Genomic DNA, 21,470 nt, shown 5'->3' on the forward strand with positions numbered 1-21,470 from the left:
GCACCATCATGAGCCACGCCAACCCCCTCAAACCGAACCGGATCCAGCAAACCCTTCGTCGCTACTTCCTGAGGATCCTGCCCCGCCCTCTGACGCTGGTCGAAGATCCCATGGTGCAGCTCAACCGCCTGATGCAGTGGGACATGCACCAGATAGACGACAGGGAGTATCGCCGCCGTCTCTGAGGTCGCCGTCACAGACGCCATCCGGTCACCGCCATCCCCCGGCATTGCTTTGCCGGAATGGGTGGTTTACATCGGCGCTGGGCCTGATAGATTGGACGTCTATCCATCCATAATGGTGACATCCAACAAGGAGTGTGTGATGAAAGATGCGACCCTGGCCCTGCACCACGGCTTTGCCAACGACCCCACCACCAAGGCCGTTGCCGTGCCCATCTACCAGACGGTGGCCTACGAGTTCGAGAGCGCCCAGCACGGGGCGGACTTGTTCAATCTGGCGGTGCCGGGCAACATCTACACCCGCATCATGAACCCCACAAACGATGTGCTGGAGCAGCGGATGGCCGCCCTTGAAGGGGGGATCGCCGCCCTGGTGGTCTCGGCAGGTTCCGCCGCCATCACCTACGCCATCCAGGCGCTGACCGCAGCCGGTGACAACATCGTCTCCACCCCCCAGCTCTATGGCGGCACCTACACCCTGTTCGCCCACATGCTGCCAAGTTTCGGGGTCGAGGTACGCTTCGCCAAGGATGACAGCGCCGAGGCCATCGCCGCCCTCATCGACGACAAGACCAAGGCGGTCTATTGCGAGAGCATCGGCAACCCGGCGGGCAACATCGTCGACATCGCCGCCCTGGCCAAGGCCGCCCACGCCCGCGGCGTGCCGCTCATCGTCGACAACACGGTCGCCACTCCGGTCTTGTGCAAACCCATCGAGCACGGCGCCGACATCGTGGTGCACAGCCTGACCAAATATGTCGGCGGCCACGGCAACTCCCTGGGGGGCGTCATCGTCGACTCGGGCAGGTTCCCCTGGGCGGATCACGCCGAGCGCTTCCCCCAGCTGACCCAACCCGAGCCTTCTTATCACGGGGTGGTCTACACCGAGGCCTTCGGCCCGGCGGCCTTCATCGGCCGGGTGCGCACCGTGCCGCTGCGCAATACCGGCGCAGCGCTGGCGCCGATGAACGCCTTCCTGCTGCTGCAAGGACTGGAAACCCTGAGCCTGCGCATGGAGCGCCACGTGGACAACGCTCTGCGGGTGGCCCACCACCTCAAGCACCACCCCAAGGTGGCCTGGGTCAGCTACGCCGGTCTGCCGGGTCACCCCCACTACCCGCTGGCGGAGAAGTACATGGCCGGTCGCCCCTCGGCCATCCTCTCCTTCGGCCTGAAGGAGGGCTACGAGGCGGGCGTGCGCTTCTACGATGCCCTCAAGATCTTCAAGCGGCTGGTCAACATCGGCGACGCCAAGTCCCTGGCCTGCCACCCCGCCTCTACCACCCATCGCCAGTTGAGCGAAGAGGAGCAGGCCAAGGCTGGAGTGAAACCTGAGATGATCCGGCTGTCGGTGGGGATCGAAGCCATCGAGGACATACTGGCGGATCTGGATCAGGCGCTGGAGGCCTGAGTCAATCGACGAAGGAGCGGGCACCACGCCCGCTCTTTTTCATCCATCAGTGAACCTGCTGCCGGGGCGCTGCGTATCACCGCCTTCCGTCACTGCGTCGAGGTTTCCATGATAGTCCTGCACCACCTGAACAAATCCCGCTCCCAGCGCATCATCTGGCTGCTTGAAGAGCTGGGCCTGCCCTACCAGATCAAGGCCTACCAACGCGATGCCGCCACCTTTCTGGCGCCGCCCGAGCTCAAGGCCGTCCACCCCCTCGGCAAGTCGCCGGTCATCGAGTTTGACGGGCGGGTGCTGGCGGAATCCGGTGCCATCACAGAGTACCTGATCGCCCGCCACGCCCCGGACCGGCTGGCACCGGCCGCCGACAGCCCGGAGTATCCCGAATACCTGCAGTGGCTCCACTTCGCCGAGAGCTCCGGCATTCTGCCGCTGCTGCTCGACATGTTCGTGCGCAAGGATGGCAGCCCGATGCGCTTCCTGCCGGACTACGCCAAAGCCGAGTGCGCCAAGGTGCTGGGCTATCTCGATGAGGTGCTGGCAAACCGCCGTTACCTGGTGGCCGATCGCCTCACCGGCGCCGACATCCTGAACTCCTTCCTGGTGGATCTGCTGGCCCAGAGCGGCCAGCTGGCCCAGTTCCCGCACCTTGAGGCCTACTGGCAGCGACTCAACACCTATCCGGCTCGCCAGAAGGCGGCAGCCCTGGAGCGCGAGCTGGACCGCAGCGCCAAATAAACGGCGGTGCCCCGGTGACACCCTGCAAAACGCCCCGATGATCGGGGCGTTCTCTTTTCCGTTGGTCAGCCGGTGATCAGAGGACGAGGGAAAGGATCCGCGCCACTATGGTTGCCAGGATGACTTACAGCGCGTGGGAGAGGATCCTGGCTACCTTGTCGGGATCGATGTCCTGCTGCTCCCCGAGGGCGGTCAGCCCGAAACGCTTGAGGTTGGAGCAGATGCCGGGGATGCAGCCCTCGCTCAGCCCGTAGTCGGCAAGCCGGGTACCCACCCCCATCTGCTGGAAGAGCTGCTCGGTGCGGATGATCGCCTCCTCAATGCGCAGCGCCTTGTCCTCCCGGCTGGAGTGCCACACCCGCTCGGCGAACTGGGCCAGCTTCTCCTGCTTCTGGGCCGCTTGCTCCCGCAGCAGGGAGGGCAGCACCACCGCCAGACTCTGGGCATGATCCAGCCCGTGCAGGGCGGTGAGCTGGTGACCGATGGCGTGGGTGGACCAGTCCTGGGGCACACCGCGACCGATGAGGCCGTTGAGGGCCAGGCTGGCAGCCCACATCAGGTTGGCACGTACCTGGTAGTTGGTGGGCTCCGCCAGCGCCCGCGGACCGTTGTCCACCAGCACCTGCAACAGCCCTTCCGCCAGCCGATCCTGCACCTCGCCCCCCACCGGGAAGGTGAGGTACTGCTCGAGGATGTGGACGAAGGCATCCACCACCCCGTTGCCCACCTGGCGCGGCGGAAGGCTGTAGGTGGTGGCGGGATCCAGCACCGCAAACACCGGTTGCACCAGCGGATTGTAGAAGGAGAGCTTGGCCTCCCCCCGGCTCACCACGGCGGCGGGGTTGCTCTCCGAACCGGTGGCCGGCAGGGTCAGCACACAGCCGAGCGGCAGCGCCCCCTTGATGGGGGCCTTGTCCCGCAGGATCTCCCAGGGATCGTCCCCCTCGAAGCAGGCCGCGGCGGCCACGAACTTGGTGCCATCCACCACGGAACCGCCACCCACCGCCAGCAGGAAGTCGATACGCTCGCGCTTGACCAGATCCACCGCCTCCATCAGCTGGTCGTACTGGGGGTTGGCGCCGATGCCGGGAAACTCCAGCCACTCCCGGCCCGCCAGCGCCTGGGTCAACTGCTCATAGACCCCGTTCTGCTTGATGCTGCCACCCCCGTAGAGCACCAGCAGACGGCTGCCGACCGGGATCAGCTCCGGCAGAGTGGCTATCTGGCCTTCACCAAAGCAGATGCGAGTGGGATTGGCATATTGGAAGTTGTACACGGCAGAGCCCTCGGTTGATTGCATGCCGGGGAATTGTGCGCCTGCCGTGCCATCAGGTCAAAAACGGGAGCCTGTCGTCAAAAATACGATGCCAGCCTGCCGATGCCGGGCGCTCCTGCCCGGCTTTGCTATGGTGATAGCGGGCAGACGAGTTCGTCGCCCCCTCAAGCCCCTCCCGGGGTCCCTTTCCCACTCACAGGGTCTCTATCATGAAACTGAAGCACGCCTGGATTGCGGGTGCCCTCACTCTCTGTGCCCCTCCCCTGCTCTATGCCGCCGAGGTCACCACCCATGTGGCCGTGGCCCCCGGACAAGCCAGTCTGGCCGAAGAACTGACGGCCAGGGCAACCGTCACCGCCATCGACCTGGCCACCCGCAAGGTCAGCCTGAAAAATGCCGAAGGGCAGACCCTGGATCTGATCGCCGGGGAGGAGGTGACCAACCTTCCCCAGCTCAAGGTGGGAGATGTCGTGGCCTTGAGATATCTGCAACTGCTGGACCTGACCCTGCTCAAGGGCACCGCCGGGGTGAGAAAACGGGTGGTGGAAGTAGAAGGGGGCAAGGCGGCCGCCGGGGAGAAACCCGCAGCCGGCGCCGGCATGCAGGTAACCATCTATGCCGACGTCATCGACGTGGACAAGGCGCACCAGACCATCCGGGTCAAGGGGGTCGACCATACCCTGACCCTCAAGGTGCAGGATCCGGCCCAGTTCGCCCTCATCGCCAAGGGGGACCAGATCAAGGCCGTGCAGACCATCGCCATCGCCATCGGGATCGCCCCCCAGAGTCCCTGAGCCCTGACCACGGCAGGCCGTGCCTCCCACTGCCTGCCGGCCCCGTGGCAAGGGGGCAACCCCTTGCCTTTAACGCCCAAAGATTGCCGTTTGAATCACATCATGCCTGGGAGGCGGATTTGCCGGTGAGGCGATCCATGGCCTCCTTGAGCATGGCATCGCGCTGCGCGGACAGGTCCTTGCTCTGCGTTTCGCGCTCCTCGGCAGAGAGCGTCTTGTCATCCGCTATCCCCTTGAGCTGACGCTCGAGATCGTCAAATTTTTTGCGATCAAAGCCCAGGGCCTTGTCCACCATCTGCTGCACCCGCGCATCCTTGACGCCACCGGTCAGGACTGTGTTCTTGCCGTTCCTGGCCAGATGCTCGTAGGTCAGCGCCTGCTGCGCCTTGCCGGTCAGCACCTGACTGGAGAGGCTGACCTGCTGAGACCAGCCGCTCTGCTTGTCGTCGCTGTCGCTGAGGGTCGCCAGGGCACGGTTCTGGGACGCGCTCTGGGCAAGTTGATGACCATAGGGTTTGATATCCATGAAGGCTCCACGCTCACTGCCGGCCTCGCCGGCTCCGGGGACGGGTTCCCCGCCATGGGCCGGAGACGGCAAATTGCAGGCCAACTTGAGTACCCCCCTCTTCCGATGGTTCAGCACGGGGTCACAGCACGCCTCCTTCTGCACTCCATGACGAGTGCGACCAGATCCATCAAAAAAGGCGCCCGAAGGCGCCTCTTGTGGACAGAAGTCGGCTCGTCATGACATCAGCGACGGCTGATGTGGAGCGGACCGAAGGTCTGGGCCACCGGCATGATCTCGATGCTGTTGATGTTGACGTGGGCAGGCTGCTCGCTGATCCAAAGTACGGTATTGGCGATGTCTTCCGGCAGGATGGCCTGCACCCCCTGATAGACGGTGGCCGCCTTGGCGTCGTCGCCGTGGAAGCGCACGTTGGAGAACTCGGTGCCGCCACACAGGCCGGGCTCCACGTTGGTGACACGCACCGCCGTGCCCGCCAGATCGGCACGCAGGTTGAGGCTGAACTGCTTCACGAACGCCTTGGTCGCGCCGTAGACGTTGCCGCCCGGATAGGGGTAGGTCCCTGCGATGGAGCCGATATTGATGACGTGGCCGCAGTTGCGCGCCACCATGCCCGGCAGCAGCAACCGGGTGATCAGGGTCAGGCCGCTGATGTTGGTGGCGATCATCTGCTCCCAGTCCTCAAGGTCTGCCTTGTGGGCAGGCTCCAGCCCCAGTGCCAGGCCGGCGTTGTTGACCAGCAGGTCCACCTGTTGCCATTCGGTCGGCAGCCCCTCGATGGCGGCGCGGGTGGCAGCCTTGTCCTGGACGTCGAACACCAGGGGCAGGAACTGCTCGCCCAGATCCTCGGACAGGGCGGCCAGCCGTTCGCCGCGGCGCCCGGTGCCGATCACCCGGTGGCCAGCGCTCACCAGCAGGCGGCTGATGGCCTCACCAAAGCCGGACGAGGCGCCCGTTACCATTGCAATCATGTGAACCTCCATTGTTATTTGTCTTCTTGAAAAATCAGCACGTTATATGTCGCGTTTGCCCAGCTTTCGCCATGCGAACACCGCCAGATGCAGCAGGAAGAGACCCGAGCCCCCCAGCGCAAACAGCAGGCCGGTCAGGGCGTTGACCGAGGTATCGGCGCCGCACCACCACCAGACCAGCCAGCCGACGACCCCGATGAGAAAGGTCTGGGCGGCACAGACCGGGCAGCGCCCGAGCTTGGCCCTGATGGCCGTAGCCAGGCAATCTTCGCAACTCATGATGGCGCCTGCCGCTCATTCCCCAGCGCCAGCACCAGGCGGTGGGCATGCTGGCCGGGCCCGTAATAATCGGGCAGCCGTACCCCGGGGCGAAACCCCAGCCCCTGATAGAGGGTCCTGGCTTCTGGGTTGGCGTCGGCGACCTCGAGGCGAATCGCCCCCCAGCCGGCCTCGCGCCCTTCCCGGATCACCTGCTCCAGCAGGCGGCGTGCCCACCCCTGACGGCGGATGGTCCAGCGGATGGCGAGGGTCTGGATGATGAGACGATCCCAGCCTTTGTGCTCCAGCACGCTCACATAGCCCATCACCTGCGCCTTCTCGTCTTGCAGCAGCAGGGTGCGCCCCTTGGCCTGATTGAGCAGATAGTGCCAGCGGCTGCGGCCGAAGGCGACCTCGGGGGGAAAACAGTAGCGTTCCAGCTTCACGATGGCGCCCAAATCATCGGCTCGGGCGGCGCGCACGGTCAACACGGGGAGTCCTTGTTCGGTTATTTATCCTCAGCACCAGAAATGCGACTTGTATCACAAGTTACCAAGGCAGAATATTAGGCACTGTAACCTCTTGTTTCCCCTCGCGCCATTGTCGTGCTTGTCGGTGCATCGAAGCCCACTGGGGATCCTGCCGTTTCTGGCAGTCCTTTCTGTGGAGCCTGAAAATATGAGTACCTATGTCATCGTCGAGGAGCCGGGCGACTGGCCCTGCCATGCCGACTATCTGCTGACCGCCCGCACCTACCTGCAACACGGTCTGCCCACCACAGGGGGGCGTCCGCGCATCATCAACCTCTGCCGCAGCCTGGAACACCTGGGGGCCGGTTATTACTGCTCCCTGCTGGCCCAGGCCCGCGGCCACCACTGCCTGCCGGGATTGCAGGCCATCAGCAGGCTGCAACCCCAGCAGCCTCCCGCCAAGCTGTGGCGCAAATTGCAGGGCTGGCTGGCCCAGCAGAGCGAGGACAGGATCCGGGTGCGCGCCATCTTCGGCCAGTGCGAACAGAGCGAGCTGGCGGGGCTCGCCCGCTATTACTACGGCCTGAGCCAGTTGCCGCTGCAGGAGCTGACCCTCAAGCGCGGTCGCCACGGCTGGTCGGTGCGCCAGCAGGAGAGCCTGTCACCGCTGGCGCTGAGCCCGAGCGAGAAGGCGCTGATGGTGCAGCACGCCCAGGCGCTGGTGGGCACGGGGGACGAGGAACAGACGGCGCCACGCTACCAGCTCGCCATCCTGGTCGACCCCAACGACGGCCGCGCCAGCAGCGATGCCCTGGCGCTGGAGCGTTTCATCAAGGCGGCCGCTGCCCAGGGGATCCAGGCCGAGATCCTGCCTCCCTCGGCCATCGAGCGGTTGCCGGAGTTCGACACCCTCTGGCTGCGCGCCGAGACCGCGGTCGGCCACTACACCTTCGAATTTGCCCGCCGTGCCGAGCAGCTCAAGATGCCGGTCATCGACAGCTCCCGTGCCATCCTCGCCTGCAGCAACAAGCTCTATCTCTACGAGCTGATGGTGCGCAGCGGCGTGCCCATGCCCCCCACCACCGTCGTGACCCGCCGCGGCCGCCAGCATGTGGACGAACTGGTGCAGCGCCTCGGTCTGCCGCTGATGGTGAAGATCCCCGACGGCGCCCAGGGGCGCGACCTCGCCATGGCCAGCGATGACATCCAGCTCGCCCGCCTGCTGGACGAGGGGCTGGCCCGCTCCGCCCTGCTGCTGGTCCAGAGCCGGATCCCTGCCGAGTTCGACTGGCGCATCGGCTTTCTCGACGGCTCGCCGCTGTTCGCCTGCCGCCGCTACCGACCCGAACCCGGCAACCGCATCCGTCGCCGCAAACACCCCCTCGACATGAGCCGCATCGAGGCGCTGCCCCTCAGCGACGTGCCGGAGCGGGTGCTGCAAACCGCCCGCCGCGCCGTGCACCAGCTCGGCAACGGCCTGTTCGGGGTGGATCTGCGCCAGCAGGGTCAGGGCTGCGTGTTGCTGGAAATCATCGACAACCCCTGGATACGTGGCGATATTGAAGACAGGGAGGCAAAGGACCTCTACGAGCGCCTCGCCCGGGCCTTCCGCCAGCGGCTGGAGAACCGGGGGCAGAGCGCGACAGGATAACAAGCATCGCGAGCAGAGGTGGATATGATGACAATGCAGTGGTGGGGACATCGCGCCCCTTGGCTGGGAGAACATCCTGGTCTGTCTGGTGTGTGGCACCCTGGTGGGGCTGGAGCGGCAGCTTCGCGGCAAGCCGGTGGGGATCCGCACCTCTTCCCTCATCGTGCTCGGCACCTACTGTTTTCTCGCCATCGGCGCCGCCGTCAGTCCTCAGGGCGCCGATCAGGCGCGGGTGCTGGGTCAGCTCATCACCGGGGTCGGCTTTCTCGGGGCCGGGGTCATGATGACCCGGGATGGTCAGGTGCTGGGGGTGACCTCCGCCGCCGCCATCTGGATGCTGGCCGCCCTCGGCGCCCTCATCGGCATGGACATGCTGCATCAGGCGCTGCTGCTCACCGGCGTCACCCTCTCCATCCTGGTGGGGGTGGACTACTTGGAAGCCAGCTTCAAGAGCCTGCGCCGCGGGGTGCACAATCGGCTGGAACACTGGCGCCACGGGGCCGAGCCCTCGGTCTCTTCCCGCCGGGACGATCTGGGCAGCGGCATCGAGAAGTAAGCCGCCACCATGAAAAAGGGCTCCACTATGGAGCCCTTTCTGTTGTCTGCCTCCCTCAGCGCACCAGCAGGAAGCGGCCGGTGAGGGGCGGCAAGTCCACCGTCACGCTGCTGCCACCGATGGCCAGGTTCTCGCCGCTCTGCAGATCCACCAGGGCGCTGCCGCTGCGCAGCTTGCCGACCGGCACGGCGTAGCTCTGAGGCGTGGTGGAGACATTGAGCAGGTAGACTACTTGCTCGCCCGCCGTCTGCTTGATGTCGCCATAGACGCTCCCCTCGGCCACCAGCTTGACCCGCTCCCCCTGATAGAGGGCGGGGTGGGCGGCGCGCAGGGCCAGCAGAGCGCTCAGCCACTGCTTGAGCTCGGCCTGCTCGCTGCTCGGCACGAAGCCGGTGACACCGGGGACCTTGCCATCGCTGCGGGCCACGTGATCATCGCAGAGCCCCTGGGCCGCACAGTCGCCCCCCACCTGACTGGCAAAGCCAGGCACCTCGTCGCCAAACTCCTCGCCATAGTAGAAGGTAATGGGACCGGAGCGGGCGGCCATGAAGCTGAAGGCCGCCTTGTGGCGCTGCCAGTAGTCCGCCCCATTGAAGTTGCCCCGCTCCAGCAGATCGCCGAAGCGCACCAGATCGTGGTTGCCCAGCATCAGGTTGGGCATGGCATGGTCCGGGTAGTTCTCCACCTTGTTCCAGCTGGCGTCGAGCACGCTGGCCCCCTGCCCGCCCTTGCCGGACTCTTCCACCGCCAGCGCCTGTACCAGGCCGTAGCGCAGGGGGAAGTCGAACGCCGAAGAGAGCGCCGGGTTGTCGCTCGGGCCATAGGCCTGGGCGCGGATCTCGTCGGCGCCCTTCCACACTTCCCCCACCATGTAGCCGAGGGTGCCCCACTGCTGGCCGGCGGCCTTGCGCGCCGCGCTGGCCTGGGCCACCTCGCTGCGAATGGCGCGCCAGTCATCCAGCCCCAACTGATAAGCCTGATCGAGGCGCCAGCCGTCGATGCCGTACTGCTCGACCCAGTAACGGGCCACCTCCTTGAAGTAGGCCAGACTCTCGGGCTGGCCGTAATCCACCAGTTGACCCGGGTAGCCTGCGCCGCCGCTCTTGAGGGCAGGCAGCCGCCCCTCTGGTGAAGGCTTGCTCACCCCCACCTTGTTGACGTGGCCGAACACCCCGTCGAGGAAGACATAGAGCCCGCGCTGGTGCGCCCCGTCCACCAGTTTTTTAAGCTTGGCGTTGCTGCCGAAGTTGGGATCCACGTTGAAGAAGTCGCAGGCGAAGTAACCGGTGGCATCCAGCCGGTCGTCCCCGGCCTGGCCGGCGCAGGAGTCAAACACCGGCGTGAGCCAGATGGCGTTGACGTTGAGGCTCTTGATGTGGTCGAGGCTGTCGATGATCCCCTGCAGATCGCCGTTGTGCCGGGAGGGGCCGTAGCCGACGCCGTAGTTGGCGCTGCCATCGCCGTCGACGAAGGAGTCCACCATCACCTGGTAGGTGCGCAGGTTGCAGGCTGGCTGATCATTGCCGTAGCAGGCGCGGCTGGCCGACGCGGGGGGCGGATTGACCACCGGAGGCTGGGGGTCACTGCTGCCACCGCCTCCCCCGCTGCCGCAAGCCGTCAGTAACAGGGCGGCCCCGATGAGGCCGCCACGACGCAACGTTCCTTGTTTCATTGTTATGTTCCCGCTGTGGTGGATGGGCGCCCAAAGCGCCGCACTGGGGTCATGATAACGACCTGACCGACGCGGGTCTGTGACTGAAAACGTTACCTGACTCAACGAGTTAGCATGTCAGAAGCGATGCATGTTGCGATCGGGGAAGGCGGCGCGCTCGTCGATGGGCAGGATCAGGTGGTAAACCTCGTGGGCCGCCAGGGTGAAGCCCGAGGGCCACGCCAGTTGATGGCGATGATCGATGAAGACACGGGCGAAGCGACGCTCGGTCTCCATGGCCGCAAACAGCGGCTGGCCGCGCCAGGGGGTGAGATCCAGCACGCCTGTGGTGCCGTCGGAGAGCACCACGAACAGAGACCAGCCCTGCATATATTCCACATCGATGAAGACCGGCATCCCTTCGGCTCCGATTGAGAAATCCGGCGCCATTATAGGCACGACCATTGTCTCGATGTGCCAGCAGGATCACAGTTTCCCCAGCGTTTTATGCTCTCTTCGAACCCTGCATCCCGTCACAAAAAATCATAAAACGTGCCAGCTTCTCCATTTATACCTCACCCCTATGCAACCTTTGCCAGGCGCCACTGTCATACTCCTGCACCATAACAACAATGCGTCCGGGGACTGGGCGCAAACAGGTTTGCAGGAACAATATGACCACCATCAAACAATGGCTGGGACCGGTTTGGCCCATCGCCGTCTTTTCATTGATCGCGCTCATCTCCCTGACCGTCAGCCGCCTTGGCCTGGGCCTCTGGCAACTGGAACGGGTGGATGCCGTCTCTGGCTGGCAGGAGATGCTGCTGCAAGGCATTCGCGTCGACGTTGCCACCCTCTGCTGGGTCTGGGGCGTACCCGCCGTCTTGACCCAGTTGCTGGCCGGGCCCCACGCGCCGGGGCGGCTCTGGATGCAGCTGATCCGGATCTGGCTCACCCTGGGGCTCTGGCTGATGCTCTTTCTCGAGATCTCCACTCCCGCCTTCGTCACCGAATACGGAGTGCGCCCCAACCGCCTCTATGTGGAGTACCTCATCTATCCGAAGGAGGTGCTCTCCATGCTGTGGGCTGGCCGCAAGGGCGAGCTGCTGCTGGCCGTGATCTTCAGCGGCGCCGTGCTGGGCGGTGGCTGGTGGCTGAGCGGCCGCCTGGTGCGTGACCTAAGCTTTCCCCGCTGGTACTGGCGCCCCGCCTTCGCCCTGCTGATCCTCGCCGTCGGCTTTCTCGGCGCCCGCTCCAGTCTCGGCCATCGCGCCCTGAATCCGGCCATGGTGGCCTTTGCCGACGATCCCCTGGTCAACGCCCTCACCGTCAACTCCGCCTACTCCCTCTTCTTTGCCATCAAGCAGATGGGGGCCGAGGAGGACGCCAGCCAGTTTTACGGCAAGATGGCTGACCATCAGGTACTCGACATAGTCCGCGAGGAGAGCGGCCGTCCTCTCGGCGATTTCACCTCTGCCGATCTGCCGAGCCAGACCTTCAACACGGCCAGCTACCAGGGCAAGCCCAAAAACCTGGTGATCCTGCTGCAGGAGAGCCTGGGGGCCCAGTTCGTCGGCTCCCTCGGCGGCCTGCCGCTCACCCCGAACATCGATGCCTTGTCGAAAGAGGGTTGGGCGTTCGAGCAGCTCTACGCCACCGGTACCCGTTCGGTACGCGGCATCGAGGCGGTGCTCACCGGCTTCACGCCGACCCCGGCCCAGGCCGTGGTCAAGCTCGGCAAGAGCCAGACCAACTTCTTCACCATCGCCGACCTGCTCAAGCAGCGAGGCTATGACACCAGCTTCATCTATGGCGGCGAGAGCCACTTCGACAACATGCGCAGCTTCTTCCTCGGCAACGGCTTCACCACCATCGTCGAGCAGAAGGACTTCAAGAACCCGGTGTTCGAGGGATCCTGGGGCGCCTCGGATGAAGATCTGATGGCCAAGGCCAACGAGACCTTCGCGGCGCTGCACAAGGAGGGCAAACCCTTCTTCAGCCTGGTGTTCAGCTCCAGCAACCACGATCCCTTCGAATTCCCCGACAACCGCATCGCCCTGTACGAGCAGCCCAAGCAGACCCGCAACAACGCCGCCAAGTACGCGGACTACGCCGTCGGCGAGTTCTTCAAGAAGGCCAGGGCATCGGACTACTGGCAGGACACCCTGTTCCTGGTCATCGCCGATCACGACAGCCGGGTCGGGGGAGCCAGCCTGGTGCCCATCCCCCGCTTCCACATCCCGGGGGTCATCCTGGGGGACGGCATAGCACCGAGAAAGGATCCCCGCATCGTCAGCCAGATCGACATGGCCCCGACCCTGCTCTCCCTCATGGGCATCAGTGCCGACTACCCCATGCTGGGCAAGGATCTCACTCGCATGCCCGCCGACTGGCCGGGACGCGCCATCATGCAGTACGACAAGAACTTCGCCCTGATGCGTGGCAAGGATGTGGTGATCCTGCAGCCCGAGCGGGCGCCGGAAGGCTTCATCTACGAGGATGCGACCGAAACGCTCACCCCGGCGCCGCAGCCAGGCGCCATGAAAGATGCCGCCCTGGGGCTGGTCCTGTGGGGCAGCCTGGCCTATCAGCAGGGGCTCTACCGGACGGCGCAGGACAGCCGGCTGGCTCTCAACTGAGGAACCGCCCACAAAAAAACCGCCCTCGGGCGGTTTTTTCTTGCGGCTCACCCCATCAGGGGTGGGGGAAGCAGGGGAGCGAGCGGCTGAACCTGTGCTCGAACACCAGGGAGGTCTCGAGGTGCACCACCTCTTCCCGGGAGGTGAAGTGATCGAAGACGAAATTGCGCAGGTGTTCGGTATCGGAGACGCACAGGTGCACCAGGAAATCGTCCTTGCCGCCCATGTGGAACAGGCTGATCACCTCGGGCAGGGCCAGGATGGCGTCGCGAAACGCATCGATGATCTGGCGGCTGTGACGGGCCAGTTGCAGGGAGACCATGGCCTGGATGTGACCGCCCAGGGCCTGGTAATCCACCTCGCAGTGCGCCCCCTTGAGCACGCCATCCTGCTGCAGCTTGCGCACCCGCTCCAGACAGGTGGACGGCGCCACCCCGACCAGGGCCGCCAAATCCTTGTTGGTCATGCCCGCATCGCGAAACAGATGGGCCAGGATGTCCAAGTCCAGTTGATCCAGGTTTCTCATCTTTACTCCTTGCATCGCTCGATTTTTTTAGACTCTGCCCGTAAACCGGGCCGAACACAACGCAGATTGACATCGCCTCCGGCCCCTCTATGCTGTGCCGCACCCGCGGGATGCCGATCCCGTTGATCCCGACCACCACGAGGACCCCCATGCTCAGTGCCCATCCCTTCTGGAGCCTGGACGTTCCACGGCTCGACGGCCAGCTCCTGCTCACCCCCTGCCCCGGCAGCCAGCAGGTCCCCATGGCCCACGCCCTTGCCCAGTTGCAGTTGGCCGGTGCCGGCGGGGTGCTGACCCTGATGACGGTGGAGGAGCTGGCCCTGTGCGGGCCCCTCTCTCTCGGGCAGCTGGTGCAGGCCAGAGGCATGAGCTGGTTCCATCTGCCCATTGCGGATGACGAGGCACCGGATGCCGCCTTCGAACAGGCCTGGCCCGGGGTGCAACCCCGACTGCTCGCCCTGCTACGCGAGGGACGGCACCTTGCCATTCACTGCCACGGAGGAAGCGGGCGTACCGGGCTGGCGGCCGCCCTGCTGCTGATGACCCAGGGGCTGCCCCAGCAGGAGGCCATGACCCTCATCCGGGCCAGACGGCCACGGGCCTTCACCCTGGCCTGCCACCGCCACTGGCTCGATACCCGTGGGCGGCGGCTGGCCGGAGCGGACTGATGGGCTCTATCCCTTGGGCTGCTGGTAGGTAAAGACCTTGCCGATGTCTTCCACCTTGTAGCTGGTCAACTGGTAGACGTAATAGTTGAGCCAGTTGGAAAACAGCAGGTGACCGTGGCTTCGCCAGGTGGCGCGCGGGGTCTGGCTTGGGTCGTTGTTCGGGTAATAGTTGACCGGAATGACGGGGGTGAGCCCGGCCGCCAGATCCCGCCGGTATTCCCCATCCAGGGTCAGGGCGTCATATTCCGGATGGCCGGTGACGAACACCTGGCGACAATCCTTGGTGGCGGCCAGATAGACGCCCGCCTCTTCCGACTCGGCGAAGATCTGCAGATCGGTGTGGGCGCGGATGAGATCCCCGTCGAAGGCCGCATAGCGGGAGTGGGGCGCCACGAATTCGTCATCGAAGCCGCGCAGCAGCGCCTCGTGCTCGTCGAGGCGGTGGTGGCGATAGACCCCGGAGAGCTTCTCGCCGTGGGTCTGTTTCTCCATGCCGTACAAGGCTTTCAGCGCCGCCTGCACCGCCCAGCAGAGGAAGAGGGTGGAGGTGACATGCTGATGGGACCACTCGATGATCTCGACGATGCGGGGCCAATAGACCACCTCCTCGAACTCCACCAGCCCGAGCGGCGCCCCCGTGATGATCATGCCGTCGTAGTTGTTGCCTCTCACCTGCTCGAAGTCGTGATAGAAGTTCTCCAGGTGCGCCTGGGGCGTGTTTTTCGACTCCCGATCGTCGATGCGCAACAGATCCACGTCCACCTGCAAGGGCGAGTTGGAGAGCATCCGCATCAGCTGGATCTCGGTTTCTATCTTCTTGGGCATCAGATTGAGGATGAGCACCCGCAGCGGGCGGATGTTCTGGGTGACGGCCCGGGATTCCGTCATCACGAAGATGTTCTCCTGCCCCAGCACTTCGGCGGCGGGCAACTGGTCCGGGATCTTGATCGGCATGCTGACTCCCTGTACTGCATCGGTAAATATGTCTGGACATCTAGAAGCCTATAATAAAGCGCTCCCGCTGTCATCAGATACCTTTTGTATTCACCCCGCCCTTTGACTAGCATACGGCTCAGTGTGTCCCTCGTGCCCAACCCCATGACAGGAATCAAGATCTCCGTAGAACGGCTGCAAGTCGGCAATTATGTCTCCCTGCCTTTGGGATGGCGTGAGCACCCGTTTCTGTTCTCCAGCTTCAAGCTCAAGAGCGAGGAGGAGATCGAGCTCATTCGTCGCCTTGGCCTCAAGCTGGTGACCATCATTCCCGACAAGAGCGATGCGCCGCCCAAACCGCTGAACCAGATCCAGGCCCAGCCGGTAGAGGCGCCGGATACCTCCCATCGTCAGGCCGAGATGCAGCTGGAGAAGGAGCGCCGCATCGAGCAGCTGCAGCAGTATCGCCGCGATCTTCAGCAGTGCGAGAAGCAGTTCCAGCAGTCGCTGGCCCAGGTGCGCAACGTGATGAGCAAGATCCAGTCCCGCCCCCTCAATGCCATCGGCGAGGCGCAGGAGCTGATCAACGCCATGACCGAGCAGCTGCTGTCGGTGGACGAGATGGTGCTGCACCTGGTCTCCGACAGCGAGGACGGCAACAACCTCTACTTCCACTCCCTCAACGTCAGCGTGCTCAGCATGCTGCTGGCCAAGGAGTGCAACATGTCGGCCGACGAGATCCGCCAGGTCGGCATGGGAGCCCTGTTCCACGACATCGGCAAGCTGAAGATCCCGAGCCAGATCCTGCGCAAGACCGAGCCGCTCACCAAGCCGGAGCAGAACCTGATGGCCCAGCACCCGCGCTACGGGCTGGATCTGCTCAATCTGGCCAAGGACTTCCCGGCCGAGGCGAAGGGAATCGTGCTGCACCACCACGAATACCTGGACGGCAGCGGGCCGGAGGGGCTCAAGAAGGGGCAGCTCGATCCGCTCACCCAGATTGTGTCGCTGATCAACGAGTACGATAACCTCTGCCACATGCAGGCCAAGGTACCCTACTCGGCCCTGAGCGGCCTCTACAAGCAGCGCAAGGCCCAGTTCAACCCGGACTACCTCGGCATGCTGATCCGGCTGATGGGGGTCTATCCCCCGGGCAGCGTGGTGCAGCTCTCCAACGGCCAGGTGGGGCTGGTGATGTCGGTCAACGCCTCCCGCCTGCTCTACCCCGCCGTGCTGGTGTACGATCCGCGCATCCCGCGCCAGGAGGCGGCCATCATCGACCTGCAGCAGGCCGAGCTCTCCATCGCCAAGGTGATCCATCCCAAACGGCTGCCGCCGGCGGTATTTGAGTACCTCAACCCGCGCACCCGCATCAGCTACTACTTCGAACACACCAAGCCCTGATCGACCCGGCCACCCAGGTGGCCCCCCCAGCCCAGCCGTCAGCCCCGAGGAGCCCGCCATGCGCATCGAAATCATCAGCACCGGAGACGAGATAGTGACGGGTCTGGTGGTGGACACCAACGCCGCCTGGCTGAGCGCCCTGTTGCTGGAGCAGGGCTGGCAGGTGCGCCGCCGCGTCACCGTGGGGGACAACCTCAAGGACTTGAAGGCCGTGCTGGCAGAGAGCGCCAGCCGCGCCGAGGTGGTACTGGTGTGCGGCGGGCTCGGCCCCACCGCCGATGATCTCACCGCCCAGGCGGCAGCCGAAGCCTTCGACCAGCCGCTCACCCTGTTCCCGGACTGGCTCGCCACCATCGAAGCGCGTTACGCCAACCGCGGCAGGCCCATGCCCGCCAGCAACGCCAAGCAGGCCTGGCTGCCGCAGGGGTGCGAGATCCTCGACAACCCGGTCGGCACCGCCTGCGGCTTTGTGGTCACCCACACAGGCCACCAGGGCCCAAGCCGGCTCTTCTTCACCCCGGGCGTGCCGTTCGAATTCAAGCAGATGGTGCGCGAGCAGATCATGCCGCGCCTCAAGGCGCTGGCTGGCGAGCAGACCGACACCGAACTGCGCCGTTTTTATACCTTCGGCGTCTCGGAGTCAGCCCTCAGCGACATGTTGGATGCCGCGCCCTGGCCCGCCGGCATCGAGCTGGGCTACCGCTCCTCCATGCCGCTCATCGAGCTGAAGCTTATTAGCCACGGCGCCAGCACGGCGGACATGGACGCCGCCGAGGCGCGGCTGCTTGCGGCCATCGCCCCCTGGCTGGTGGGGCGTGGCAACGAGGCGCCTGCCAGCCAGATCCTGGCCCTGCTGGGGGAGCGGTCGCTGCACCTGCAGGAAGGGGAGAGCCGGGGCGCCCTGCTGGCCATGTGTCACGGGCACCCGGCCCTGACCGCCGGCTTCAGCCACACCCTGAGCGACGACCTCACTCAACTGGCAGTGCCCGCCGCCCCCCTGAGCCTCACCATAGGCCGTGCCGGGCCGGACGGCGTGCCGCTGCTGCTCTGCGCCGACGGGCAACTGCACGGCCAGACGCTCAGGGTCAGCCACCCGGATCCCGCGAGCGGTCGCCGGATCCTCGCCTTCGCCGCCCTCGACATGCTGCGCCGCCACCTGCTGGGGCTGCCGGTGCTCGCCGATTACCTCACCCTGGCCCGAACGGCCAGGTGCCAGGAGGGCGCCCGGGGCTAGAAGTGAGCCAAGCCTGCACCGCCATGGACCCAGTACCCGGCGAGCGCCAGGGTCAGCAGGCAGAAGGCCCTCTCGTAACCCCCGCCGCTCTTGAGGGGCAGGCCGGGCAGGCGAAAGCGCCGACGCCAGGGCCAGAGCAGGGGAATGCCCATGGGGGTGAGCCAGTCCCCCAGCAGATGGCTGAGATAGCCCACGATGAGGGCATCCTTCACCGCCCCCGACAGCAACCAGGGGGCTTCCACCTGGGCCAGCCCCCAGACCCCCATCCCCACCGCCAGCAGGCTGTGGGTGAAACCGCGATGGCCGAACAGCCGGGAGAGCGGCCCCGAGATCCAGGGCAGTTGCCGCCCGAGCAGGGAACGGGGGTGATCGAGATCCGGCAGCAAGGCGCTCGCCAGGGCCATGGGGACGATGTGCCACAGGCTGGCATCGGCCAGGGCCGGAGTCAGTTCGACCTTGTGGGCAAGCAGGACGCAGGTGACGGAAAACAGCAGGTGGCCTTGGGCGGTCATGGGGCTCGTTCGGTTGGACAGAAAAAGGGGCTGATCGATGGCGACCAGGGTCCTCGCCCTGGGGCGGCGGCAGATTAAAATCCTTCTCTTCCTGCCTGGCAAGGTGATTTGCATCGCCACCTTCAACGTGGTTGACACTCTGGATAGCGAAAGCATAAAACGTCAGCATATTGCGCTAAAAAACTGCAATGGAGCCCATGGCATGGCCGGCTCTGCCCCTCTCCCGTCAGCCGATATTTCCTCAACCCGGCTCACCCATTTGCATTCAGATCGTTGACCCGGAAGGAAAAATACCCGAATACTGCGCGTTGGATCCGCCCCGGCGGCATTGGATGCCGGCAAGGAGAGGCCCCGGCATGGGGCAAACCGGACAGAGACAACGAAGGAGGGCCCGGTGTTAAGCAAAGCGTGGTTTCAGCTGTCGGCCGACATGAGCTATGTCTGCCTGTGCATCACCCCGGGCCTCACCGAGCCCATCCAGGAAAGCGACGTCCTGGCCCTGCTGCGACTCTCCAACTGTCGGCGCTACGAACCCCTCGGCGAGGGGATCCGCGAAGCCGTCACCCTGCTCAACGCCCTCATCGCAGAGCCGGATGCCCCCGCGCATCCGCCAGTCCCCATTGCCCGGCGCCAGGATGCCAGGCTGCTCATCCAGGTGGACAAAGACCAGATGAGCGCCAGGGCGCAGATCACCGCGGATTGGGGTGGCCAGCCCCTGACCCTGGCCCAGTTGCAGGAGGCCCTGGCGGCCAGCACGGTCAAGCAGGGGGTGAGCGAGCGACTGCTTGCCGCCGCCATCCAGGCGGCGGGTGAGGCGGCCCCCGGTGCCCAGCTCAATCCCGTCATCGCCCTCGGCAAGGCCGCCAGGCACGGCCTGGATACCCGCCTGGAGCGGCTGGTGGAGACCGCAGCCGAGCGGATCCTCAAACCCCAGGAGCGGGATCACGGCAAGGTGGACATGCGCGACCTCGGCCCCCTTCTCACCGTCAAGGCGGGGGCGTTGCTGATGCGCAGGCACCCCGCCACCCAGGGCATCGACGGCTTCACCGTGACGGGCCAGACCCTGACCGCCCGCCACGGCAAGGAGAGCGCCATGACGCCGGGTGACGGCACCTGCCTCTCCCCCGAGGATCCGGACCTGCTGCTGGCGACACGCCCGGGGCTCCCCTGTCAGGAGCGTGCCGGGATGCGGGTCGATGAGGTGCTCAACGTCAAGCAGGTCGACATCCGCCACGGCCACGTCGAGTTCGAGGGATCGCTGCTGGTCACCGGGGACGTCATGCCCGGCATGCGCGTCAAGACCAGCGGGGACGTGGTGATCGGCGGCTTCGTCGAGGGTGGCTACATCGAATCCGGCGGCACCATCACGGTGCGCAACGGCATCATAGGGCGCAAGCTGGCGGACGACGAATACCTCTGCCACCTCAACGCCGGAGGGGAGATCCACGCCAGCTATGCCCAGTACGCCAGGCTGGAGGCCGATGGCGACATCCATATCCTGAGCCAGCTCAGCCACTGCTATTGCCGCAGCGGCCAGGATCTCAAGGTGGGGGATAGCGCCATGCGCAAGGGGCACCTCATCGGCGGCATCAACATCGCCAACCGGCTCATCATGGCACCGGTGCTCGGAGCCTCGGCGGCCAACCGGACCCGGTTGCAGATCCTCGGTGGCTATTTCAGCCAGAAGGAGCAGGAGCTGGCGCTGCGCCAGCGCAAACAGACCTGCGCCGAGCAGATAGACAAGCTGCAGGATCTCATCCTGCGGCTGCTGCAACTGCCCCGTGACAAGCGCAATCCCGAGACCCTGCAGAAGATCAAGGCGCTGCGCACCCGCCAGTTCGACGAGAGCAAGAGCCTGGACGAGCAGCTCGCCGAGGCGCAGCGGGAGCTGCAGGCGCTCATGGCCAACATGGACATCATCGCCACCCAGCGCCTCTTCCCCGGCGTCGAGGTGGAGATGGCCCACCACCACAACAGGGTCGACATCGAGCACGGCCCCATCCACTTCGCCATCCGGGAAGATCAACTGCAACTGACCCCCTACCAGGGCCAGCGCTGAGGGGCAACGTGCCCCCGCTTCGGCAGGCGGCGTGATCCCGGCGGCGATTTTCGCTACACTCAGCCTCCCCATGGCCCCATCGGGCGGGCCGGCCAGACTCAGGTAGTGAGAAGATGTACAAGCTGATCGCATTGGATATGGATGGCACCCTGCTGACCCCAGAGGGCCGAATCTCCCCCCGCACCCAGGCCGCCATCGCGGCAGCCCGCGCCAGGGGCGTGACCGTGGTGCTGGCCTCCGGCCGCCCGCTGGAAGGCATGACCGCCGCCCTGACCGAGCTGGGCCTCACCGGCCAGGATGACTACGTCATCTGCTACAACGGCGCCCTGGTGCAGCAGGTGTCCGAGCAACGCATCATCCGCAGCCAGTTGCTGACCGGCAGCGACGCCCGTGCCATCGCCCACCTGGCCTGTGAGCTGGGGGTGAACATCCACGGCTTCTCCGTCCGCCAGGGGCTCATCAGCCCCAGGATCAGCCCCTACACCGAGCACGAATCCCGCCTCATCGGTCAACCCATCAACCTGGTGGACTTCGCCACCCTGCCCGACGACGAGCAGATCATGAAGGTGATGATGATTGACCCAGAGCCCCTGCTCTCCCGTGCCATCGCCCAGCTGCCCGCCGAGCTCCACGAGCGCTATACCGTGGTGCGCAGCGCACCCTATTTCCTCGAGTTCATGAACAAGCGCAGCAACAAGGGCACCGGCGTCGCCACCCTGGCCGAGCACCTGGGGCTGGATGCCTCCCAGGTGATCGCGGTGGGAGATGCGGGAAACGATCACCACATGATCGCCTACGCCGGACTCGGGGTCGCCATGGGCAACGCCACCGACGAGATCAAGGCGCTGGCACAGCACACCACGGGGCGCAACGATGAAGACGGGGTCGCCCAGGTGATCGAACGTTTCATCCTGAACGCCTGAGTCGACAAGGGGCCCTGTGGGCCCCTTCTGCTATCCGGCCGCCCGGCCAGATGTTTAATATATCCACCATCAAATCGCTCGCCGCGCC

General features: G+C 65.2%; 22 protein-coding genes and 1 pseudogene. 13 read left to right on the forward strand and 10 right to left on the reverse strand.

Translation table 11 applies throughout. The annotated features are described in order from the left end of the window. Positions 1-8 precede the first annotated feature (8 nt). From I6L36_RS10675 to I6L36_RS10685, 3 genes are all read left to right on the forward strand, one after another. On the forward strand, positions 9-185 hold the full coding sequence (locus I6L36_RS10675) for a hypothetical protein (protein WP_080988754.1): 177 nt from the start codon (positions 9-11) through the stop codon (positions 183-185). Between the two features lie 139 nt (positions 186-324). Further along, positions 325-1,593, forward strand: a complete 1,269-nt coding sequence (locus I6L36_RS10680) for an O-acetylhomoserine aminocarboxypropyltransferase/cysteine synthase family protein (protein ID WP_109112407.1) — start codon at positions 325-327, stop codon at positions 1,591-1,593. A 108-nt stretch (positions 1,594-1,701) separates the two neighbouring features. Next, positions 1,702-2,331, forward strand: a complete 630-nt coding sequence (locus I6L36_RS10685) for a glutathione S-transferase family protein (protein WP_162540568.1) — start codon at positions 1,702-1,704, stop codon at positions 2,329-2,331. A 124-nt stretch (positions 2,332-2,455) separates the two neighbouring features. Here the strand turns inward: I6L36_RS10685 and I6L36_RS10690 are convergent, their stop codons facing one another. Beyond that, on the reverse strand, positions 2,456-3,631 hold the full coding sequence (locus I6L36_RS10690) for an iron-containing alcohol dehydrogenase (RefSeq protein WP_109112405.1): 1,176 nt from the start codon (positions 3,629-3,631) through the stop codon (positions 2,456-2,458). Positions 3,632-3,816: 185 nt separating this feature from the next. On the opposite strand from I6L36_RS10690, the gene I6L36_RS10695 reads away from it, so the two are divergent. Further along, positions 3,817-4,401: a hypothetical protein gene (locus tag I6L36_RS10695; protein WP_109112404.1), complete on the forward strand. Its 585-nt coding sequence runs from the start codon at positions 3,817-3,819 to the stop codon at positions 4,399-4,401. A 100-nt stretch (positions 4,402-4,501) separates the two neighbouring features. Here the strand turns inward: I6L36_RS10695 and I6L36_RS10700 are convergent, their stop codons facing one another. The 4 genes from I6L36_RS10700 to I6L36_RS10715 all read right to left on the reverse strand — a co-directional run bounded on the left by I6L36_RS10700 (position 4,502) and on the right by I6L36_RS10715 (position 6,647). Then, positions 4,502-4,927, reverse strand: coding sequence for a hypothetical protein (locus tag I6L36_RS10700; RefSeq protein ID WP_109112403.1), 426 nt, complete (start codon positions 4,925-4,927; stop codon positions 4,502-4,504). A 224-nt stretch (positions 4,928-5,151) separates the two neighbouring features. Further along, on the reverse strand, positions 5,152-5,898 hold the full coding sequence (locus tag I6L36_RS10705) for an SDR family oxidoreductase (RefSeq protein ID WP_052815614.1): 747 nt from the start codon (positions 5,896-5,898) through the stop codon (positions 5,152-5,154). 42 nt (positions 5,899-5,940) lie between these two features. Next, entirely contained in the window at positions 5,941-6,177 is a 237-nt protein-coding gene (locus I6L36_RS10710; RefSeq protein ID WP_041212265.1) for a DUF3624 domain-containing protein, read from the reverse strand. Continuing rightward, the gene (locus I6L36_RS10715) at positions 6,174-6,647 is read right to left on the reverse strand and encodes a GNAT family N-acetyltransferase (protein ID WP_052815613.1); all 474 of its coding nucleotides are present in this window, start codon (positions 6,645-6,647) and stop codon (positions 6,174-6,176) included. Before I6L36_RS10715 ends, I6L36_RS10710 begins: the two co-directional genes overlap by 4 nt. A 187-nt stretch (positions 6,648-6,834) precedes the next feature. Here I6L36_RS10715 and I6L36_RS10720 point away from each other — a divergent pair, with 187 nt between their 5' ends. Further along, positions 6,835-8,277 (forward strand): RimK family alpha-L-glutamate ligase, encoded by a 1,443-nt coding sequence (locus tag I6L36_RS10720; RefSeq protein ID WP_010672720.1) that lies wholly within the window; start codon positions 6,835-6,837, stop codon positions 8,275-8,277. Between the two features lie 24 nt (positions 8,278-8,301). Continuing rightward, positions 8,302-8,833 (forward strand): annotated as a pseudogene (locus tag I6L36_RS10725) (MgtC/SapB family protein). Positions 8,834-8,888: 55 nt separating this feature from the next. Here I6L36_RS10725 and I6L36_RS10730 read toward each other — a convergent pair. Then, positions 8,889-10,505, reverse strand: coding sequence for an alpha-amylase family protein (locus I6L36_RS10730; protein ID WP_109112402.1), 1,617 nt, complete (start codon positions 10,503-10,505; stop codon positions 8,889-8,891). Positions 10,506-10,622: 117 nt separating this feature from the next. Beyond that, positions 10,623-10,901 carry a DUF2442 domain-containing protein gene (locus I6L36_RS10735; protein ID WP_043154040.1) on the reverse strand — a complete coding sequence of 93 codons (279 nt, stop codon included), beginning with the start codon at positions 10,899-10,901 and terminating at the stop codon, positions 10,623-10,625. A 257-nt stretch (positions 10,902-11,158) separates the two neighbouring features. Between I6L36_RS10735 and I6L36_RS10740 the strand changes: the two genes are divergently transcribed. After that, a complete protein-coding gene (locus I6L36_RS10740; RefSeq protein WP_048208951.1) occupies positions 11,159-13,123 on the forward strand; it encodes an LTA synthase family protein in 1,965 nt (654 codons plus the stop codon). 55 nt (positions 13,124-13,178) lie between these two features. Here I6L36_RS10740 and I6L36_RS10745 read toward each other — a convergent pair whose 3' ends face one another. Beyond that, positions 13,179-13,649, reverse strand: a complete 471-nt coding sequence (locus I6L36_RS10745; RefSeq protein ID WP_010672715.1) for an Lrp/AsnC family transcriptional regulator — start codon at positions 13,647-13,649, stop codon at positions 13,179-13,181. Between the two features lie 149 nt (positions 13,650-13,798). Here I6L36_RS10745 and I6L36_RS10750 point away from each other — a divergent pair, with 149 nt between their 5' ends. Further along, positions 13,799-14,317: a tyrosine-protein phosphatase gene (locus I6L36_RS10750; RefSeq protein ID WP_042864527.1), complete on the forward strand. Its 519-nt coding sequence runs from the start codon at positions 13,799-13,801 to the stop codon at positions 14,315-14,317. A 6-nt stretch (positions 14,318-14,323) separates the two neighbouring features. Here the strand turns inward: I6L36_RS10750 and metA are convergent, their stop codons facing one another. Beyond that, positions 14,324-15,271: a homoserine O-succinyltransferase gene (gene metA / locus I6L36_RS10755; RefSeq protein WP_010672713.1), complete on the reverse strand. Its 948-nt coding sequence runs from the start codon at positions 15,269-15,271 to the stop codon at positions 14,324-14,326. A gap of 144 nt (positions 15,272-15,415) precedes the next feature. Between metA and I6L36_RS10760 the strand changes: the two genes are divergently transcribed. Both I6L36_RS10760 and I6L36_RS10765 read left to right on the forward strand, forming a co-directional pair. Beyond that, positions 15,416-16,654 carry a DUF3391 domain-containing protein gene (locus I6L36_RS10760; RefSeq protein WP_162540567.1) on the forward strand — a complete coding sequence of 413 codons (1,239 nt, stop codon included), beginning with the start codon at positions 15,416-15,418 and terminating at the stop codon, positions 16,652-16,654. A 58-nt stretch (positions 16,655-16,712) separates the two neighbouring features. Continuing rightward, positions 16,713-17,888, forward strand: a complete 1,176-nt coding sequence (locus I6L36_RS10765) for a CinA family nicotinamide mononucleotide deamidase-related protein (RefSeq protein ID WP_216987125.1) — start codon at positions 16,713-16,715, stop codon at positions 17,886-17,888. Here the strand turns inward: I6L36_RS10765 and I6L36_RS10770 are convergent. Then, positions 17,885-18,400, reverse strand: coding sequence for a metal-dependent hydrolase (locus tag I6L36_RS10770; protein WP_010672710.1), 516 nt, complete (start codon positions 18,398-18,400; stop codon positions 17,885-17,887). The two genes, I6L36_RS10765 and I6L36_RS10770, sit on opposite strands and share 4 nt — an antisense overlap. Positions 18,401-18,437: 37 nt before the next feature. On the opposite strand from I6L36_RS10770, the gene I6L36_RS10775 reads away from it, so the two are divergent. The 3 genes from I6L36_RS10775 to yidA all read left to right on the forward strand — a co-directional run bounded on the left by I6L36_RS10775 (position 18,438) and on the right by yidA (position 21,382). After that, a complete protein-coding gene (locus I6L36_RS10775; protein WP_043154044.1) occupies positions 18,438-18,677 on the forward strand; it encodes a hypothetical protein in 240 nt (79 codons plus the stop codon). Positions 18,678-18,794: 117 nt separating this feature from the next. Next, positions 18,795-20,459 carry a FapA family protein gene (locus I6L36_RS10780; RefSeq protein WP_367142333.1) on the forward strand — a complete coding sequence of 555 codons (1,665 nt, stop codon included), beginning with the start codon at positions 18,795-18,797 and terminating at the stop codon, positions 20,457-20,459. Between the two features lie 113 nt (positions 20,460-20,572). Beyond that, positions 20,573-21,382 (forward strand): sugar-phosphatase, encoded by an 810-nt coding sequence (gene yidA, locus I6L36_RS10785; RefSeq protein ID WP_109112272.1) that lies wholly within the window; start codon positions 20,573-20,575, stop codon positions 21,380-21,382. Positions 21,383-21,470 lie beyond the last annotated feature (88 nt).

It is taken from the genome of Aeromonas sp. FDAARGOS 1406, from assembly GCF_019048565.1.
GTDB lineage: Bacteria > Pseudomonadota > Gammaproteobacteria > Enterobacterales > Aeromonadaceae > Aeromonas > Aeromonas caviae.

Coding starts and splice junctions, on each gene's coding strand:
- I6L36_RS10675 (WP_080988754.1), top strand. CDS start 9: ATGAGCCACGCCAACCCCCTCAAACCGAACCGGATCCAGCAAACCCTT.
- I6L36_RS10680 (WP_109112407.1), top strand. CDS start 325: ATGAAAGATGCGACCCTGGCCCTGCACCACGGCTTTGCCAACGACCCC.
- I6L36_RS10685 (WP_162540568.1), top strand. CDS start 1,702: ATGATAGTCCTGCACCACCTGAACAAATCCCGCTCCCAGCGCATCATC.
- I6L36_RS10690 (WP_109112405.1), bottom strand. CDS start 3,631: ATGCAATCAACCGAGGGCTCTGCCGTGTACAACTTCCAATATGCCAAT.
- I6L36_RS10695 (WP_109112404.1), top strand. CDS start 3,817: ATGAAACTGAAGCACGCCTGGATTGCGGGTGCCCTCACTCTCTGTGCC.
- I6L36_RS10700 (WP_109112403.1), bottom strand. CDS start 4,927: ATGGATATCAAACCCTATGGTCATCAACTTGCCCAGAGCGCGTCCCAG.
- I6L36_RS10705 (WP_052815614.1), bottom strand. CDS start 5,898: ATGATTGCAATGGTAACGGGCGCCTCGTCCGGCTTTGGTGAGGCCATC.
- I6L36_RS10710 (WP_041212265.1), bottom strand. CDS start 6,177: ATGAGTTGCGAAGATTGCCTGGCTACGGCCATCAGGGCCAAGCTCGGG.
- I6L36_RS10720 (WP_010672720.1), top strand. CDS start 6,835: ATGAGTACCTATGTCATCGTCGAGGAGCCGGGCGACTGGCCCTGCCAT.
- I6L36_RS10730 (WP_109112402.1), bottom strand. CDS start 10,505: ATGAAACAAGGAACGTTGCGTCGTGGCGGCCTCATCGGGGCCGCCCTG.
- I6L36_RS10735 (WP_043154040.1), bottom strand. CDS start 10,901: ATGCCGGTCTTCATCGATGTGGAATATATGCAGGGCTGGTCTCTGTTC.
- I6L36_RS10740 (WP_048208951.1), top strand. CDS start 11,159: ATGACCACCATCAAACAATGGCTGGGACCGGTTTGGCCCATCGCCGTC.
- I6L36_RS10745 (WP_010672715.1), bottom strand. CDS start 13,649: ATGAGAAACCTGGATCAACTGGACTTGGACATCCTGGCCCATCTGTTT.
- I6L36_RS10750 (WP_042864527.1), top strand. CDS start 13,799: ATGCTCAGTGCCCATCCCTTCTGGAGCCTGGACGTTCCACGGCTCGAC.
- metA (WP_010672713.1), bottom strand. CDS start 15,271: ATGCCGATCAAGATCCCGGACCAGTTGCCCGCCGCCGAAGTGCTGGGG.
- I6L36_RS10760 (WP_162540567.1), top strand. CDS start 15,416: ATGACAGGAATCAAGATCTCCGTAGAACGGCTGCAAGTCGGCAATTAT.
- I6L36_RS10765 (WP_216987125.1), top strand. CDS start 16,713: ATGCGCATCGAAATCATCAGCACCGGAGACGAGATAGTGACGGGTCTG.
- I6L36_RS10770 (WP_010672710.1), bottom strand. CDS start 18,400: ATGACCGCCCAAGGCCACCTGCTGTTTTCCGTCACCTGCGTCCTGCTT.
- I6L36_RS10775 (WP_043154044.1), top strand. CDS start 18,438: ATGGCGACCAGGGTCCTCGCCCTGGGGCGGCGGCAGATTAAAATCCTT.
- yidA (WP_109112272.1), top strand. CDS start 20,573: ATGTACAAGCTGATCGCATTGGATATGGATGGCACCCTGCTGACCCCA.